Origin of the sequence: Sphingobium sp. AP49 (assembly GCF_000281715.2) — a bacterium.
GTDB lineage: Bacteria > Pseudomonadota > Alphaproteobacteria > Sphingomonadales > Sphingomonadaceae > Sphingobium.
Genome location: NZ_CP124576.1, coordinates 3193333 through 3211686, shown reverse-complemented (window position 1 = coordinate 3211686; position 18354 = coordinate 3193333). Strand labels below are relative to the sequence as shown.

At 66.4% G+C, this 18354-nt stretch carries 13 protein-coding genes; 11 read left to right on the top strand and 2 right to left on the bottom strand.

Going from position 1 to position 18354, the window contains the following annotated elements; genetic code table 11:
• Both PMI04_RS15305 and PMI04_RS15300 read right to left on the bottom strand, forming a co-directional pair.
• Entirely contained in the window at nucleotides 1-1554 is a 1554-nt protein-coding gene (locus PMI04_RS15305; RefSeq protein WP_007708583.1) for a tryptophan halogenase family protein, read from the bottom strand.
• Between the two features lie 23 nt (nucleotides 1555-1577).
• The gene (locus PMI04_RS15300; RefSeq protein WP_007708581.1) at nucleotides 1578-4022 is read right to left on the bottom strand and encodes a TonB-dependent receptor; all 2445 of its coding nucleotides are present in this window, start codon (nucleotides 4020-4022) and stop codon (nucleotides 1578-1580) included.
• A gap of 140 nt (nucleotides 4023-4162) precedes the next feature.
• Here PMI04_RS15300 and PMI04_RS15295 point away from each other — a divergent pair, with 140 nt between their 5' ends.
• The 11 genes from PMI04_RS15295 (at nucleotide 4163) to PMI04_RS15245 (ending at nucleotide 18323) form a co-directional block, all read left to right on the top strand.
• A complete protein-coding gene (locus PMI04_RS15295) occupies nucleotides 4163-5428 on the top strand; it encodes an MFS transporter (RefSeq protein ID WP_007708580.1) in 1266 nt (421 codons plus the stop codon).
• Complete coding sequence (locus PMI04_RS15290; RefSeq protein ID WP_007708579.1) at nucleotides 5425-6438, top strand: LacI family DNA-binding transcriptional regulator; 1014 nt, start codon at nucleotides 5425-5427, stop codon at nucleotides 6436-6438. Before PMI04_RS15295 ends, PMI04_RS15290 begins: the two co-directional genes overlap by 4 nt.
• Nucleotides 6439-6518: 80 nt before the next feature.
• Entirely contained in the window at nucleotides 6519-7385 is an 867-nt protein-coding gene (locus tag PMI04_RS15285) for an SDR family NAD(P)-dependent oxidoreductase (RefSeq protein WP_007708578.1), read from the top strand.
• 242 nt (nucleotides 7386-7627) lie between these two features.
• A complete protein-coding gene (locus PMI04_RS15280) occupies nucleotides 7628-9262 on the top strand; it encodes a TldD/PmbA family protein (RefSeq protein ID WP_007708577.1) in 1635 nt (544 codons plus the stop codon).
• Nucleotides 9263-9282: 20 nt separating this feature from the next.
• Nucleotides 9283-10617, top strand: a complete 1335-nt coding sequence (locus PMI04_RS15275) for a TldD/PmbA family protein (RefSeq protein WP_007708576.1) — start codon at nucleotides 9283-9285, stop codon at nucleotides 10615-10617.
• 10 nt (nucleotides 10618-10627) lie between these two features.
• Complete coding sequence (locus tag PMI04_RS15270) at nucleotides 10628-11323, top strand: DUF4159 domain-containing protein (RefSeq protein ID WP_007708575.1); 696 nt, start codon at nucleotides 10628-10630, stop codon at nucleotides 11321-11323.
• 43 nt (nucleotides 11324-11366) lie between these two features.
• Nucleotides 11367-12356 carry a MoxR family ATPase gene (locus PMI04_RS15265; protein WP_007708573.1) on the top strand — a complete coding sequence of 330 codons (990 nt, stop codon included), beginning with the start codon at nucleotides 11367-11369 and terminating at the stop codon, nucleotides 12354-12356.
• 15 nt (nucleotides 12357-12371) lie between these two features.
• Nucleotides 12372-13265, top strand: a complete 894-nt coding sequence (locus PMI04_RS15260; RefSeq protein ID WP_007708571.1) for a DUF58 domain-containing protein — start codon at nucleotides 12372-12374, stop codon at nucleotides 13263-13265.
• Entirely contained in the window at nucleotides 13262-14425 is a 1164-nt protein-coding gene (locus PMI04_RS15255; RefSeq protein WP_007708562.1) for a BatA domain-containing protein, read from the top strand. Before PMI04_RS15260 ends, PMI04_RS15255 begins: the two co-directional genes overlap by 4 nt.
• Nucleotides 14422-16521, top strand: a complete 2100-nt coding sequence (locus tag PMI04_RS15250; RefSeq protein WP_007708560.1) for a DUF4175 family protein — start codon at nucleotides 14422-14424, stop codon at nucleotides 16519-16521. Before PMI04_RS15255 ends, PMI04_RS15250 begins: the two co-directional genes overlap by 4 nt.
• Complete coding sequence (locus PMI04_RS15245; RefSeq protein WP_007708558.1) at nucleotides 16518-18323, top strand: hypothetical protein; 1806 nt, start codon at nucleotides 16518-16520, stop codon at nucleotides 18321-18323. Before PMI04_RS15250 ends, PMI04_RS15245 begins: the two co-directional genes overlap by 4 nt.
• The last annotated feature ends 31 nt before the right edge of the window (nucleotides 18324-18354 follow it).

The window sequence follows — 18354 nt, the reverse complement described above, 5'->3', positions numbered from 1 at the left end:
TCATCGGGAAACCTTGGCTGGAATGGTGGCCGCACGGGCATGATAATGGTTCAGCAGCGTGCGATGGTCGGGCAGGGCGGCGCAGGCGCCGGCCTGGGCGCCGCGCACGCGGGTGAAGATGTCGCGGGCCTCGGCGCCGCCGGGATAGCGATCCGCGCCGGCGGTGAGCGCTGTCTCGAAGCCCATGCCGTAGAGGATATAATGATAGCTGGGCGGCAGGAAGGTCTCGACATCGACCAGGAAGTCGAAGCGTGACGGCGGGCGATGGCACCATTGCGCCAGCATGTCCTGCAATTCCTGCGGGATCGAGGCCGGGTCGGCATTGTCGCGCCAATAGGCGGTGTCGGTGCGCCGGGTGACGCAATAATGGAGTTTCAGGAAATGGACGATCCGCGCGAAGCGGGCAGCCATCAGCGCATTGAAGCTGCGCGCGGCGGCATCGCGGGCGGCGCGGTCGCCGGGCACCAGGAAATCGCCGATCATCTTGAGCGCGGCCTCGATCAGCATGATGCCGGTCGATTCCAGCGGCTCGAAGAAGCCGGCGGAAAGGCCCACGGCGACGCAATTGCCGATCCACTGGGTGTCGCGATAGCCGGTCTCGAAGCGCAGCTGGCGCGGGGTGAGGCTGTCACCTTCGCTGCCGACATAGCGGCGCAATGTCGCCTCCGCCTCGTCGTCCGAGCAATGGCGGCTGGAATAGACATAGCCGATGCCGCGCCGGCCGGAGAGGCCGATGTCCCAGGTCCAGCCCGCCTCGTGCGCGGTGGCCAGCGTATAGGGGCGGACCGGCGCGTCGGGCGTTGCATAGGGCACCTGCATCGCCAGCGCGCGATCGTTGAACAGGCTGTCGGCGCAGCTTTTGAAGCCCGATCCCAGCGTCTGCCCGATCAGCAGGGCGCGGAAGCCCGAGCAATCGAGGAAGAAATCGCCCTCGACCCGGCGGCCGTCGGCCAGCAGCAGCGCGGCGATATCGCCATCGGCATGGCGCTCGACCAATCCGACCGTGCCCTCGATGCGCGACACCCCGGCGGCGACCGAAATGGCGCGCAGATAGGCCGCGAAGCGGGCCGCGTCGAAATGATAGGCATAGTTCATCGGCCCGGAAAAATCGGCGTCCTCGGGCCGCTTGGGCGCGCGCCCGGCGCGGATCACCCGTTCCTGCACCGTGACGGCATCGGCCCAGGCTGGCCGGTTGGGGCCAGCGGCGGCGATCCAGTGCGGCAGCAGCGCCTCATCCTCGCCACCGACGGGCAGGTTGAAGGGATGGAAATAGCTGTCGCTGCCGGTGGCCCAGCCGTCGAACAGCACCCCCTGCTTGAAGGTGGCGTCGGCCTGGACCAGGAATTCGGCCTCGCTGATGCCGAGCCCGGCCAGTGTGGTGCGGATGGTGGGAAAAGTCCCTTCCCCGACGCCGATGATGCCGATCTCGCTGGATTCGACCAGCGTGACGTTCGGCACCTTCAGCGTGCGGGACAGATAGGCGGCGGCCAGCCAACCGGCCGTGCCGCCGCCCAGTATGACGACGCGACCGGGAAGGGAGGAGTCGGTCGTCATGTCTGTTTCCTTTCAGGCCGCGATCAGAAGGCCGCGCGGGCGCGGACACCCCAGGTACGCGGCGACTGGAGATTGGACAGGAACACCGGGTCGTAACGGGTCGCGCCAAAGGCCCCCGCGCCGGTCCGGATCTTGCCATTCTCGATATTCTGGACGAACGCCTCGACCGAATATTTCTGATCCGCGGAGTTGAAGGTCAACGATGCGTCGGACCGGAAATAGGCCTTCTGCTTGTCCCAGTCGGTACCATAGGTGCCACGGTTGGGCATGTTGTCCGCCGGATCGTTCGCATTGACGAACGGGTTGGCGTCGCCATTGAAGTAGCTCAGCCAGCTGCGCGTTTCATAATGGGTGGTGACGCGCGGCACGATCGTCGCCCCGCTGGCCAGTTCGAAGCGATGCTCGTAGCTGGCAGTGGCGGAGAAGCGTGGCGCATGCGCCAGCTCATTGCCCTTCAGCTGCACGATCGACGACTGCTTGCCGCCGTCATAGAGGCGCCCGTCGACGCTCTCCAGATCCTCCAGCTTGGTCTTCTGCAGCGTGCCCGAGAAGTTCAGGCGGTCATTGTCGGTGATCTGCGCCACCAGTTCGGCTTCCAGACCATAGGCCTTGGCGCCCTGGGCGTTCTGGGTGATCATCTGGCTGCGGATGACATTGCCCTGGTCGTCGCGGAAGGTGACGGCCTGGTTCACCTGATATCCCTTGAAGTCGGAATAATAGGCGGCCAGGTTCAGCGTGACGCGGCGATCGAAGAAGCGCGACTTGAGGCCCACTTCATAGTTGGTCAGCGTTTCCGGATCGGTCAGGCCGGCATTGTCCTGGATGTTACCCGACTTGAAGCCGGTGGAGATGCTGGCATAGCCCAGCGTGTCGGCGGCGATGTCGGCATCGACACGGGCGAGATAGGTCAGCTTGTTCCACTTGCCCTTCACGTCGTTGCTGGAAATCGCATAGCCCGGCAGCAGCGCGACCAGTTCGTCGGCCGTGGCGTCGGGATAGGCGCCGAAAATGCCATCCTGGCACGCATCGGCGGGCAGGGTGTCGGGGCAATGGTCGAACATCACGTTGCGACCGCCAATATCTTCCTTCTTGTCGGACGTGTAGCGCAGGCCGCCGGTCACACGCAGCCAGTCGGTGGCATGCCATACGGCCTGGCCGAACACGGCGCGGCTGTCGATCTGGCGATTGGCCTGGATGAAGCTGCCGGCCCAGCTGAACGTGCCGTCACGATAGCCGTTACGCTGGTCGATATCGAAGCGGATCTTGTTCTTTTCGTGGCTGTAATAGGCGCCCAGGATCCAGTCGACCGCCTGATCGCCAGTCGATTTGAGCTGCAGTTCATGGCTCTGGAAGTCATAACGCGACCAGACGGTGCTGTTCTCGTTGAAGGCGCCCAGAGGCAGGTCGTTGCCATCCGCGTCGACCTGGCCGGTCGGGGGCAGGGCGCCCGCGTCGGCGTCGGTGCGAGTGCTGCCGCCGATGCGCGACCAGCCGGCAATATAGCTCAGCTGGATGCCATCGGTGATGTCATAGTTCATGTTGCTCCGCACGGCGGCGGAATAGCGATCGGTCTCGGGCGCGGTGTCGCTCAGCGTCGACCAGCGCTTGGTGCCTTCACGCGGGGTCTGGAGCAGGCCGATCACCGGCGCGCCCTTGTCCCAGAAGCCTTCGGTCGACAGGTTCCAGCTGAACCGGTCGCTGGGCTGCCATAGCATCGAGATGCGGCCCGACTGCTGGTCGGCGGCATAATATTTCTTGCCCGAGGTGACGAAGGCCGACGGGTTGACGCCCGGAACATCGGGGGCAGCCTGATAGTCGGCATAGCCGTCATGCTGGTCGCTGACGAAGGCGACGCGGAAGGCCAGCGTGTCGGTGACGGGGATGTTGATCGCGCCGCGCACGCCGAACCGGTCGTAATTGCCCGCGACCACTTCGACATTGCCTTCAAACTCGCCCAGCTTGGGCTTGGCCGAGATCAGGCTCAGGGCGCCGACGGTGGCGTTGCGGCCGAACAGCGTGCCCTGCGGGCCGCGCAACACTTCGACGCGCTCCATGTCGTACATCAGCACCGACGCGCCCTGCGAGCGCGGCGAATAGACGCCGTCGATATAAATGGCGACTTCGGGATCGGCGACTTCGGTATAGGCGCTGTCATTGCCGATGCCACGCAGGGTCAGCAGCACGGCCGACTGGTCGCCCTGCTGGTTGAACTGCAGCGAGGGGACGAAGCGGGCGAGGTCGGTGACGTCCTTGACGCCATTCTTGGTCAGCGTGTCCTGGCTGAACGCGGAAATCGCGATCGGGGTCGACTGCAGGCTGGTTTCGCGACGGGTCGCGGTGACGATGATGTCAGCGCCAGCTTCCGATGCCTGCGGCGCGGGGGCGGCGGCATTCTGGGCATGGGCTGCGGAAACGGTAAATAGGCAAGCCGCGAGCGCCGTGCTCGCGACGAGTGTGTGCCTCGTCATGTCATCCTCCCGGATATTTGTTACTTGTGACGCTGCAATGACCAAAGTCTGACATCGTTGTCAAGATGGATTTGACATCGATGTCAGGCTATGTGTTTTCCATGCAACAGTCATTTGCCATCCCGATCAGGCTGCCATAAATGTCCGACATGCCTCTATCGCCGTCGGCTACCGGGCCGGGAAAAATGCTGGAATATGTTGCCAAGCGCTTGTTCTGGCTATCGATCGGAGTCTTCTTCGTCGGCGGCTTCCTGAGTGCGTCGATCAGCCTGCTGGTACCGCAGCTCAAGTCGATCCTGGCGCTCGACTATAAAGGGGCGCTGCTGGTCCAGCTTGCCTTCCATTCCAGCTATCTGCTGTTCGCGTTGCCCGCCGCCCTGGCCGTCGTACGAGTCGGCTATATGCGCTCGATCGCCGCCGGCCTCATGGTGATGACAGCGGGATGTCTGGCGCTGGTGATCGCACAAACTGCGCATCGGTTCGTTCTGGTGCTGGGCGCCTTGCTGCTGCTGTCGGCGGGGCAGACGGTGCTGCAGATTGCATCCAACACGGTGGTTACGGTCATCGGGCCATCGCGTGGCGCCGCATTCCGACTAACCCTGCTTCAGGGCTATAATTCGCTTGGCACGGTGCTTGGGCCGCTGTTGACCGCGCCCTTTCTACTGGCCGACATTGCGCCCGGCACCCGGGCGGAGATGGCGGCCTCCATGCCCTTCATCGCCACGGGTGCGGTGCTGGCGGCCCTGTCGCTGCTCTATGTCGGCCATCGCGGATTATTGGCACATGCGCCGGTCGGCGGCGGGGAAGGGCTGCCGAAGGACTGGCCGCGACAGATATTCGCGGTGTTGCGCGATCCGCGCCTATTATGGGGAACGCTGGCCATCTTCGTCTATGTCGGTGCGGAAGTGACGATCGGGACGTTGATGACCAATATCATGATGCAGCCCGAACGGCTGGCGCTGGATCCGGTGAGCGCGGGAAGACTGGTCAGCCTCTATTGGGCCGGGGCGATGGTCGGCCGTTTCATCGGCGCCTGGCTGATGACGCGGATCGCCGAGGCGAGGCTGTTGCTGCTGGCCGCCGTCGCGGCGATTGCGTTGACGATCGGTGCCATCCTGCTGCCGGGAGCTTTGGGTGCGGCTGCGCTGATCGCCGTCGGCCTGTGCAATGCGATCATGTATCCGACCATCTATGCGCTGGCCATGCCGCGTGACCGGCGCCTCGCGCCGCTGGCATCGATGTGGTTGTGCATGGCGGTGGTCGGCGGCGCGATTGTGCCGGTGCTGACGGGCGTCGCGGCCGATGCCGTGGGGCTGCTGCCCGCACTGCTGCTGCCGGCGCTGTGCTATATCGGTGTCGCCGCCTTTGCGTGGATCTGCGCACGAGGGCTGGAGGCAGAGGCATGAATGTCGTGACGATCAAGGACGTCGCTGCCAGGGCGGGCGTGTCGGCCAAGACGGTATCGCGCGTCATCAATGGCGAAGCGCATGTCCGCCCCGAAGTACGCGACGTGGTGCAACGGGTGGTGGCGGAACTCGATTATCGCCCCAATGCCTTCGCGCGCAGCCTGTCCAGTTCGCGTTCCTATCTGCTCGGCCTGTTCATCGACGATCCGGTTTCGGGCTATGCTGCCGATGTGCAGCATGGCGCGCTGATGGGGTGTCGCGCGCGCAGCTATCATCTCGTCGTGGAACCGGTCGATCTTGCAGCGCCCAACTGGGCCGATCAGTTGCGCGCCAGTATCAAGGCGTTGCGCCTGGACGGTGCCATCATCGCACCGCCGATCTGCGACGATGTCGCGCTGATGGCGGTCTTTGCCGAGGCGGGCCTGCCCACCGTGCTGGTGGCGCCCAGCGTGGCGCCACCAGCGTCGGGGACCGTGCGGATGGATGACCGTCGCGCGGCACGGGAAATGACCGAGTATCTGCTGGGCCTGGGGCATCGCCATATCGGCTTCGTCCAGGGGCCGGTCAGTCACAGCGCGTCCGCCCGGCGTGAGGAAGGGTTTCGCGCCGCGATGGCGGCGGCGGGCGTCGAGGTTGACGAATCCTGCGTCCTACGCGGGGACTTTACCTCGCGCAGTGGGCTGGAACTGGGCGAGCAATTGCTGGCGCTGCCCGATCGGCCAACGGCGATCTTTGCGTCGAACGACGATATGGCGCTGGGCGTGCTGATTACGGCGATGAAGCATGGCATCGCTGTGCCGGAGGCGTTGTCCGTCTGTGGTTTCGACGATGCGCCATCCTCGCGCGCGGCCTGGCCGCAGGTGACGACCATTCGCCAGCCCAAGGCCGAAATGGCGACAGCGGCGGTCGACATATTGGTTGACCCGCAGTTCCGCCGGGGAGCGGGTGTCAGAGGCGCGCTCATGCTGCCGCATGAACTGATCCTGCGTGGTAGTACCGGCCCGGTATGATCGCCCGCACGCATCGCTGCGGCGGCGTGCATCACCCTGCATCAATCGATAGGCTGCCTGACAAATCCAGGGAGCAGGACATGGTGGAGCAGGTACGCGTGGCGGTGGTGACGGGCGCGAGTTCGGGCATCGGCAAGGCGATCGCCAAGGCCATGGCACGGCAGGGCTGGCGGGTGATCGGCACCGGCCGTGATCCGGGACGCCTTGCTACGGCAGAGGCGGAGATCCGGGGCGCGGCGGCTGGCGCGCAGGTCGACATGCTGCGCGCCGACCTGTCGTTGCTGGATGGGGCATTGCAACTGGCTCGGGACATCGCGGCCCTCACGGACCGGGTGGACGTGCTGTTCAACAATGCCGGTGGCATGACCGATGCGCTGGTGATGACCGATGAGGGGCTGGAGGCGAACTTCGCCGGCAATCATCTGGGGCCTTTCCTGTTGACGCAGCGCCTGTTGCCGTTGCTGCGCAAGGCTGCGGCTGACCAGCCGGCGGGGGCAGTACGCATCCTCAATACCGCATCGGATGCCAGCGAGATGATCCCGGCGATCAACCTGGACGATTTGCAGAATCTGGAACGGTTCAGCCCGGGCATGGCCTATTGCACCGGCAAGCTCGCCAATGTCCTGTTCGCACGGGCCTTGGCGCGGCGGCTGTCGGGCGAAGGCATCGTCGCCCATGCCGTCCATCCCGGCGCCGTCGACTCGAACTTCTTTTCGCATGCGCCCGCCGATACCCAGGCCCGCTCGCTTGGCCTGGACAAGGCGAGCGAGGCGGAAGGGGCGGACACTTTGGTCTGGCTGGCGACTGAGACGGAGGGCGGGGCGAATGGCGGCGGCTATTGGTATCGCCGCGCTCTGCGCACGCCCAATCCACTCGTCGATGATCCGGCGGTGGTTGCGCGGTTTTGGGATGAGAGCGAGAATCTCATTGCCAAGCATCTGAGATAAAGCCGGAAAAATCGCGACCTTGGGCAGGGCATGTGACATGGTCATGGCCGCTCATGTCGTTGGTCGGCATCGGTTTGTCGTTCGTCGAAACCCCTGGGGCCACGCCCTGTCGCTCCGAAAAGCCGTTTGACCTCGTCTGTCCGGCTCGCAATGATCCGCGCCATCCAAGCGGGGGGTGCCAAGGGGGCTGCCTTCGCGACAAGACAGACCCGCGTCCTGCGGGCATTCCAGTGGAGGCTATCTTGCATAGACGCGACTTCCTGGCCTTTGGCACTTTGGGCGTCGGCGGGCTCGTCCTGCCGTCCTTCCTCGGCAAGGTCATTGCAGCAGAAGAGCTGAACAGTGCGCTTGATGTCGGCTTCAAGAAGGGACTGGCCGATGCCGCGATGAATGCGGCCAAGAGCGCCGGCGCCAGCTATTGCGACGTCCGGGTCGGGCGCTACCTGCGCCAGTTCGTCATCACCCGCGAGAAGAATGTCGAAAATATCGTCAACACCGAATCCACCGGTGTCGGCATTCGCGTGCTGGCGAACGGCGCCTGGGGCTTTGCCGCCACCAACGACATCACCAAGGAAGCGGTCGCCAAGGCCGCGCAGCAGGCGGTCGCGATCGCCAAGGCGAATGCGCCGCAGCAGAGCGCCCCGGTCCAGCTCGCCCCGGTCAAGGGCGCGGGCGAGGTCAGCTGGCGCACGCCGATCGTCAAGAACAGCATGGCCGTGCCGATCAAGGACAAGGTCGATCTGCTGATGGGCGTCAACGCCGCTGCCATGGAGGCAGGCGCGGACTTCATCCGTTCGATCCTGTTCCTGGTCAACGAGCAGAAATATTTCGCCAGCACCGATGGCAGCTATATCGACCAGGATGTCCACCGCATCTGGGCGCCGATGGAGGTGACCGCAGTCGACAAGACCAGCGGCAAGTTCCGCACGCGCGACGGCCTGTCCTCGCCGATGGGGCTGGGCTTTGAATATCTGGACGGCGCCGCCAGTGGCAAGACTGTCCTGCCCAATGGCGTCACCGTCTATGGCCAGTCCTATGACATGAAGGAAGATGCCGTCGCCGCCGCCAAGCAGGCGCGCGCCAAGCTTAAGGCGCCGTCGGTCAAGCCGGGCAAATATGACCTGGTGCTCGACCCGTCGCACACCTGGCTCACCATCCACGAATCCGTCGGCCATCCGCTCGAACTGGACCGCGTGCTGGGCTATGAAGCCAATTATGCCGGCACCAGCTTCGCCACGATGGACAAGCTGCAGGCCCATTTCCAATATGGCAGCGACAAGGTGAACATCGTCGCCGACAAGGTCCAGCCCGGCAGTCTGGGCGCCGTCGCCTATGATGACGAGGGCGTGAAGACCAAGAAGTGGGATCTGATCCGCGACGGCAAGCTGGTCGGCTATCAGGCGATCCGTGACCAGGCCCATATCGAGGGCAAGAAGGAATCGGACGGCTGCGCCTATGCCGATAGCTGGTCCAATGTGCAGTTCCAGCGCATGGCGAACGTGTCGCTCGAGCCGGGCAAGACCAAGCAGAGCGTCGCCGACATGATCGCGGGCGTCGAGGACGGCATCTACATCATCGGCGATGGCAGCTTCTCGATCGACCAGCAGCGCTACAACGCCCAGTTTGGCGGCCAGCTCTTCTACGAGATCAAGAATGGCAAGATCGGTCAGCAGATCGAGGACGTCGCCTACCAGATCCGCACCCCGGAATTCTGGAATGCCTGCGTCGGCGTCTGCGACCAGAGCGACTATCGCCTGGGTGGCTCCTTCTTCGACGGCAAGGGCCAGCCGGCCCAGGTCTCCGCCGTGTCGCACGGGTCTTCGACCGCGCGCTTCAACGGTATCAACGTCATCAACACCGCGCGTTCGCTCGGTTGACGCTTTAGGGGAGACAGAAAATGAGCATCTTTACCGAAGCGCAGGCCAAGGAAATCCTGACCAAGGTCGTCGCCATGTCAAAGGCCGACGAGTGCACCGCGCAACTGACCGGCAAGATCCAGGGCAATATCCGTTTCGCCCGCAACGACGTGTCGACTGCGGGCCTGACCGACGATATCGAGCTGGCGGTCCAGGTCGCCTATGGCAAGAAGATCGGCACTGCCACCATCAACCAGTTCGACGACGCCTCGCTCGAACGGGTGGTGCGCCGGGCCGAAACGCTGGCCAATCTGGCCCCGGACAATCCGGAATTCATGCCAGCGGTGGACAAGCAGGCCTATAAGGCCAGCCCGACCTTCGCCCAGTCGACCGCTGACATCACGCCGGAATATCGCGCCCAGGTGGCGTCGACCTCGATCAGCGCCTGCAAGTCGCAGAAGCTGATCGCGGCCGGCTATCTGGAGGATAATCAGAGCTTCGTCGCGATCGCCAACAGCAAGGGCAATTTCGGCTATCAGCGCTCGACCATGCTGGATTATACCTGCACCGTGCGGACCGAGGATGGCCGGGGTTCCGGCTGGGTCGGCACCGACACGCAGGACGCCACCCGATTCAAGGCGGACAGCGACATCCAGATCGCCATGCGCAAGGCATCGGCCTCGTCCGAGGCCAAGGCGCTGGAGCCCGGCAAATATACCGTGATCCTGGAACCGATGGCGGCCGCAGGCCTGATCGGCTTCATGTTCTACTTCTTCGGCGCGCGCGAGGCGGACGAGGGCCGCAGCTTCCTGTCGAAGAAGGGCGGCGGCAATAAGCTCGGCGAACAGGTGTTCGGGCCGCAGGTCAATTTCTACACCGACCCGTGGGATCCGGTCGCGCCCTGCCTGCCCTGGGATGATGATGGCCTGGCCCGTCAGCGCGTCGACATGGTCAAGGACGGCAAGGTCACGAACCTCAACTATAGCCGCTACTGGGCGAGCAAGCAGGGCAAGCCTGCGATCGGTCAGATGGGCAATATCCTGATGACCGGCGGCACCAAGACCACCGCCGACCTGGTCCGCTCGACCGAGCGCGGCGTGCTGGTCACCCGCACCTGGTATATCCGCATGGTCGATCCGCAGACCGTGCTGCTGACCGGCCTGACCCGCGACGGCACCTTCTATGTCGAGAACGGCCAGATCAAATATCCGATCAAGAATTTCCGGTTTAACGAGAGCCCGGTGATCATGCTCAACAATGTCGAAGAGCTGGGTCGCCCGGTCCGGGTGCCGCCGGACGAAGTGTCGATGAACATCGTCGTGCCGCCGATGAAGCTGCGCGACTTCACCTTCACCTCGCTCTCGGACGCGGTGTGATCTTGCGATCATGACGCGCGGGGAATTTCTCCGCCTGATGGCAGGCGGCCTTGCCGGCGCAATGCTGGCAAGGCCGCTCGCTGCGGCAGGAGGCTATGATTTCTGGTTCACGCGGCTGCGCTATGACTCGGGCGACTGGGACGTCGACCAGCGCATGCCGTCCAACCTCATCACCTCGCTGATCGATTATACGACGCTGCGGGTCGATCCGAAGGAGCATGTCATTGCCCTTTCGGACCCGAAGATGCTGACCGCGCCTTTCTGCTACATGGCGGGGCACAAGCTGGTCGAATTTTCGGAGGCCGAGCGGCGCAATTTCGAGCGCTATGTCCGCAATGGCGGCTTCGTCCTGGTGGATGATTGCAACCATGACATAGACGGCCTGTTCGCCCGCTCGTTCGAGGCGCAGATGGCCAAGATTTTCGGCCCCAAGGGCTTGAAGACGCTGCCCAAGACCCATCCGGTCTATCGCAGCTTCTTCAAATTCGACGGGCCGCCCAATACCGGGCTGGAACTGAACGGCTGGGGCGACGATCTGGTCCATGATTATCTCAAGGGCATAGAGGTCAATGGCCGCCTGGGCGTTCTCTACAGCAACAAGGATTATGGCTGCGAGTGGGACTATGACTGGCGCAACAAGCGCTTCCTGGCCGAGGACAATACCAGGTTCGCGGTCAATATCGTGATGTACGCGCTGTCGTCGTGACGGCGTTTCCCCACCCGATGATTTGCCCAGCAAGGGACATGAAATGACCGATATCAGCGAAGCGGAAATCCAGCAGAAACTGGCGCGCCTGGGCGAATTGCGCGCGGCGATCGGCCAGGCGATCGTGGGGCAGGGGGCGGTGGTCGAACAGTTGCTGATCGGCCTGCTCGCCGGCGGTCATTGCCTGCTCGAAGGGGTGCCGGGCCTTGGCAAGACCTTGCTGGTCCGCTCGCTCGGTGAAGCGCTCAAGCTCGACTTCCGCCGGGTCCAGTTCACCCCCGACCTGATGCCCAGCGACATTCTCGGCACCGAATTGCTGGAGGAGGATCATGGCACCGGCCATCGCAGCTTCCGATTCCAGAAAGGCCCGGTCTTCACCAACCTGCTGCTCGCCGACGAACTCAACCGCACCCCGCCCAAGACGCAGGCGGCGCTGCTGGAGGCGATGCAGGAACGCACCGTTAGCTATGGCGGCACCACCTATCAGCTTCCCTCACCCTTCTTCGTGCTGGCGACGCAGAACCCGCTGGAACAGGCCGGCACCTATCCGCTGCCCGATGCACAGCTCGACCGCTTCCTCCTCCATATCCGCGTCGATTATCCGACCGAGCAGGAGGAGCATGACATTCTCGCCCAGACCACTGGCGCCAAGCCCGGCGCGGTGCCGGCAGTGATGCAGGGCGAGGAGGTGCTGGCGCTGCAGAAGCTGGTGCGCGACGTGCATTTCGGCGAGGATCTGCTGCGCTGGGTGACGCGCATCGTACGCGCCAGCCGTCCCGGCGAGGGCACGCCGGAGGAAATCCGCAAATATGTGAAATGGGGCGCCGGCCCACGCGCCGGCCAGTCGCTGATCCTGGCGGCCAAGGCGCGCGCGCTGCTCCAGGGCCGTCTGGCGGCCACGCGTGAGGATATCGTCGCGCTGGCCGGGCCGGTGATGCGCCATCGCCTGCTGCTGTCCTTCGCCGCCGAGGCGGAAGGGAAGAGTGCCGACGATGTGGTCGCCGCGCTGGTGCGCGCTGTGCCGCTCGCCTGATCCGGACGCGCAGCCATGGCCGATTTCATTCCCCCAGACGTGCGCAGCCGGCTGAAAAGCCTGCGCCTGCTCACGCGCCGGGCGGTGGGATCGCATGGCCTTGGCCTGCACCAGAGCCACAGCCGGGGCGCCGGCCTCGAATTTGCGCAATATCGCGCCTATGAACCGGGCGACGAGCTGCGCCAGATCGACTGGAAACTCTATGCCCGGTCGGACAAATTCTTCGTCCGCGAGGCGGAACGGGAAAGCCCGGTCGCGGTCTGGATCGTGATGGATGCCAGCGCGTCGATGGGGCAGGCGGACGCGATCCGGCCCGATTATAGCCGGCTCGACGCGGCCAAGGGGATCGCCGCCAGCATCGCCGAACTGGCGATGCAGCAGGGCGATCGCTTCGGCTGGATGGCGCTCTCCGACACAGGGCTGCGCCTGTTGCCGCCCGCCACCGGCCTGCGCCAGCGCGACCGGCTGCTGCTCGATCTGTTGCCGGTGCAGCCGGCGGGCGGCTTTCCAGACGATGCGCAACTGGCGCCGCTGTGGGAACGGATCGGTGCCCATGATCTGGTCATCCTGCTGAGCGACTGTTTCGAGTCCGGCGCGATCGAGCTGGTCGAGAAGCTGGCGGCCGCCGGGCGCGAGGTTCTGGTGGTCGAGATGCTGACCGTGAGCGAACGCGATTTCCCGTTCGACGGCGGCTATCGCTTTCGCGATCCGGAGACGGGCGAGGAACTGCTGGGCGATGGCGCCGCGCTGCGCGCCGAATTTCTGCGCCGCTTTGGTGAGGCGCGCGCGGAGCTGCATGCGCGGCTCGATGCGGTCGGCATCCGCCGCGCGACCCATGTGCTGGACGAGCCGATCGACCTGCCGCTGCGCCGCCTGTTCGGTGCCCATGACGCGGCCGAATATTCATGACGCCTGCCTTGCTGCTCCCCGCCGCGCTGGCCGGCCTGCTGGCGCTGCTGATCCCGCTCGCGATCCATATCGCCCGGCGCAGCGAGCAACTGCCGACCGATTTCGCTGCGCTGCGCTGGCTGCGGCAGAAGCCCAAGCCACGGTCCCGCCTCCGTTTCGACGAATGGCTGCTGCTCGCCCTGCGCCTCGCGCTGTTGGCGCTGGTCGTGCTGTGGCTGGCCCATCCGGTGCTGTTCGGCGCCGCCAGCAAGCAGCCCTATGTCGCGCTGACGCCCGGCGTCGATCCGGCGGCGGTGGACGACAAGACGTTGGCCGATGGCAGGGCGCATTGGCTGGTGCCCGGCTATCCCCGCGTCGAACCGGGCAAGCCGATCACGACCGACGCCATCCCGCTAGGCAGTCTGGTGCGCCAGCTTGACGCGGAACTGCCGCAGGGCGCGCCGCTGACCATCATCGTACCGCAGATCCTCCAGGGCGCCGATGCGGAGCGGCCGCGCCTGTCGCGCAAGGTCGACTGGCGCATCGTCCCCGGCGCGATGCCGGCGGGCAAGCCGGTGGCGGTACAGCCGCCGTCGATCGCGATCCGCGCCGACGCGGGTCATGCCGCCGGGCTGCGGTACCTCAATGCCGCAGCGCTTGCCTGGCAGCCCGCGGGCAAGTCGGCCGGTATCGACAGCGGCCCACTGACCGCGCCATTGCCTTCATCTGACAAGATCTTGTTCTGGATGAGCGCCGGCACTTTGCCTGAAGCGCTGCAACGCTGGATCGCGCAGGGCGGGCAGGCGATCGTCCCATCCGATGCGCTGCTGCCCCAGGGCACGACCCCCGCGCCCCTGTGGCAGGATGATCTTGCCCGGCCGCTGGTGGAGGCGATGCCGATCGGCAAGGGCCGCCTGCTCCGCTTCACCCGCCCGTTGCAGCCGGCACAGATGCCGCAAGTGCTGGAGGCGGATTTCCCTGCCCGCCTGCGCGCGCTGATCCAGCCGCCAAGCGTCGCGCCGCAACGCGCCGAAGCTGCCGCCTATGCGCCGCTGACTGGCGGACGTACCTATCCCCAACCGCCGGCCGACCTGCGCCCCTGGTTGGCGCTGCTGATCGCCGCGCTGCTGCTCGCCGAACGCTGGTTTGCCACCAGCCGCAAACGGGCGATCGCGCCATGAGTGCCGACGCGCTGCTCTCCACCTGGCTGACGCCGAGCCGCCGGCGCGTGCGGTTCGACATGCTGCTGCGCGGTCTGCCGATCCTGCTGCTGGCGAGCGCGCTCGTCTGGCGCTTCGCCGGACGAGTGCCGGCGGTGATCCTGCTGCTGATCGGCGCCGGTCTGCTCGGCGCTCTCATCGTCCGTCGTGCTCGGCGTTTCGATCAGGCCTGGCTGGTCCGCCGCCTCGATGCCAGCCGCCCCGATCTGGAAGATAGCAGCGGGCTTCTCTTCGCCGATCCGCAGGCGCTCGGGTCGCTGCAACGGCTGCAACGATCCCGCCTTGACCAGCGGCTGGGGCAGGGCATGCCGGAGGAACTGGCGCCGGACTGGTCGCGCCGCATGATTATCGCGCTCTGGGTCGTGGCCCTGCTCGGCATCGCCGCCCTCCTGCTTTGGCCGCGCGGCAGCGACAAACCCGTCGTGCTGGCCCCCGCCGCCGAAGGCATTACCGCAAAGCCCGGCATCCCGCGCCTGGTCGCGCAAAATCTGCGCATCATCCCGCCCGCCTACACCGGCCTGCCGCTCCGCGACGAGGCCAAGCTCGATGCGCGCGCGCCGCTGGGATCACGCCTCGAATGGACCTTCCGCTTCGATCCGCAGGCGAGTACGCCGGCGCTGCTGCCGCTTGGCGGCGCGGGCGTGGCGCTGCGTCGCGATGGCGAGCACTGGATCGCCAGCCGCACGCTCGACGCCTCCTTCCTCTACCGGGTCGACCCGGCATCCGGGCGCGGCCCGCTGCCGCCGCTGCACCGGATCGACGGCGTCGCCGATGCGCTGCCGCAGGTGAAGCTGATCGCGCCCGCCGCCAGCCTTAATATGGTGACACCGGGTCAGCGTAGCTGGACGCCCGTTTTCGCCGCGACCGACGATTATGGCGTCGCCGCCACCGCCCGGCTGCGCATCACCCTGGCGATCGGCGAGGGCGAGAATATCCGCTTCACCGAGCGCGAGATCGCGGTGTCCGGCACCGGCCCGGCGCGCGACCGGCGCTTCGCCCCGCGCCTCGATTTCGGCGCACTCGGCTTTTCGGCCGGCGGCGACATGGTGGTGCAGATCATCGTGCGCGACAATCGCGCGCCATCGCCACAGGAGGTGCGCGGCCCCAGCGTCATCCTGCGCTGGCCCGCGCCCAAGGCCCCGGAAAGCGCCGGCCTGCAGGGCATGGTCAACACCACCCTGCCGGCCTATTTCCGCAGTCAGCGCCAGATCATCATCGATATCGAGGCGCTGCTGAAGCGCAAGCGCAGCCTGTCGGCCGACAAATATCTGTCGCAATCCAACGGCATCGGCAACGACCAGAAAATCTTGCGCGGCCGCTACAGCCAGTTTCTGGGCGGCGAGAGCGAAGGCGAACCCAGCCCGCCGACCGCCGATGCGGATGGCCATGGCGAGGGCGACGGCCATGACCATGGCCCGCCGGTCGCGGCCCCCAATGTCTTTGGCGAGAAGGAAGATGTGCTTGCCGAGTTCGGCCATCCGCACGATGAATCGCCCGCCTCCAGCCTGGACCCGGAAACCCGCGCGATCCTGAAACAGGCGGTGGACGAGATGTGGCAGTCGGAAATGCAGTTGAAGCAGGGCCGGCCGGATCTGGCTTTGCCCTTCGCTTACAAGGCGTTGCGCTTCATCAAGGACGTGCAGCAGGCGACCCGCATCTTCCTGTCGCGTGTCGGGCCGGAACTGCCGCCGATCGACCCCGCCCGCCGCATGACCGGCAAGCGCGAGGGGATAGCGGACCATTTCGAGCCGCTGGTCGCGGTACAGGGCGATGACGGCCCGGCTGCCGCCGCCTGGCGCGGCTTGGCGCAGGGACCGGTGCCGCTCGACGCGCTGGAGGGATGGGCGCGGGCCAACGCCGCACGCCTGCCCGATCCACTGGCACTGAGCGGCGCGATCGACGCGGTCCGGCGAGAGCCTGCCTGCGCATCCTGCCGCGACAAGCTGCGCGCGCAATTGTGGATGGCTATGGAGCGGCCGCAGGGTGGCGTGGCGCGGCGGCGCCCGGCCGACGCTGCCGGCACGCGCTATCTCGGTGCGATCGGGGGACGGCCATGAGCGCGCAAGCCATCACCGCGCTGCTCCTCGGTGCGGCCGTGCTGGTCGGCTGGGCCAGGCTGATCCTGTGGCAGCGCGCGGCGGGCGATCTGGGCGCGCGGCCCTGGCGCCTCGCGGCGTTGATGCTGCTCCAGCCGATTGTCGCTCTTCTATTGTTCTTCGGCCTGTTTCCGCCCGCGCTACCCGTGGCGGGCGGCACGCTGACGGTGGCAACCCAGGGCAGTTCGCGTTTCGCCTCGGCCGTCAAGGGCGCGTATCTGGTCGCACTGCCCGAAGCGCCGGACGTGGCGGGCGCGCAGGCGGTGCCGGATCTGGCGACTGCGCTGCGCCGCTATCCCGACACCCGCCGCCTTGTTATCCTGGGGCAGGGGCTCGTCGCCCGCGATCGCGATGTCGCACCGGGACTGGCGATCGATTACACCCCGCCGCCGTCTCCTTCCGGCATCATCGCACTGGCCAGACCCGACAGGGTCGCGCCGGGCACAGCCTTCATGGTGGGCGGCCAAGTGGCCGGCCTGTCCAAGGCGCAGGTCGAACTGCTCGATCCTGCCGGGCGCATCACCGACGCCGCCCCGGTGGATGCCGATGGGCGTTTCAGCCTGACCGGCACCGCGCGCGCCGCCGGCACCGCCGAGTTCACCCTGCGCCTCCGCCGCGCCGATGGCGGGCTGGTCGAACAGGCGGTAGTGCCGCTGCTGGTCGAAGGCGATGCCGCGCCGCGCCTGCTGATCCTGGCCGGCGCACCGGGGCCGGAGGTCAAATATCTGCGCCGCTGGGCGACCGACGCCGGCTATGCCGTCACGCTCAACATGGGCGCGGGCGGCGGCGTCGCGCTGGGCGACGCGCCGGTGGCGATCAATGCCGCCAGCCTGCGCCGCTATGATCTGCTGATCGTCGATGATCGCGCCTGGGCGGGCCTTGGCGGCGCGCGCGGCGCGGTGCTGGATGCCGTGCGCGGTGGCATGGGCCTGCTGCTACGCGGCAGCGGCCCGGCCGACGGCACGCTGCGCGGCCAGTGGCGCGCGCTGGGCTTCGATCTGTCCGGTGGCAATGGCATCGCGCCGATTGCCCTGCCGGCCTCGCTGGCCGCCGATCGCGCCCGCACCCGCGCCGGCATTGGCAGTACCGACATACCCGCCGACCTCAATATCGGCGACGATGTCCTGCCTGAAGTCACCCGCATGGATGGCCTCCCCGCGGGGCGGGACGTCGTGCCGCTGGTGCAGGATTCTGCCGGCACGCCGCTCGCCGCCTGGCGCGCGCTGGGCGCGGGTCGCGTCGCGGTCTGGACCGGGCTCGACAGTTTCGGCCTGGTGCTGAGCGGCCGGGGCGATCTGTATGGCGACTGGTGGGGGCGGATGATGGCCGCTGTGGTACGGCCCGCGCCGGGGCCTGTCCCTGCGTTCACAGGCCCGGCCTGGGTGCAGGAACGGATCAGCCTGTGCGGCCTGAAGCCCGGCGCCCGTATCGATGGCGCGCCCTTGTCGATCGATCCTGCGACCGGCGACTGCGCCGCCTGGTGGCCCGATCGGGCGGGCTGGCATCAACTGCGCCGGACGGATGGCTCGGCTGCGGCCTTCTACATCTACCCCGCCAATGCCTTGCCGACGCTGCGGGCCGCGCAGTTGTATCAGGCCATGGCCCTGCTGCAGGGCGCCGGCCAGAAGGGCGATGGCGTCACTGCCGCGCGTTCCGTTCCCGGCCCGTCCTGGCCCTGGTTCATCGGCTGGCTGATTGCCAGTGCCCTGCTCTGGTGGTTTGAGCGGTCCCGGATCGGCCGTACGGCGCTCGCCGCCGCCTGACCCGGGACCGCCATCCTCCCCCCAAGGAACG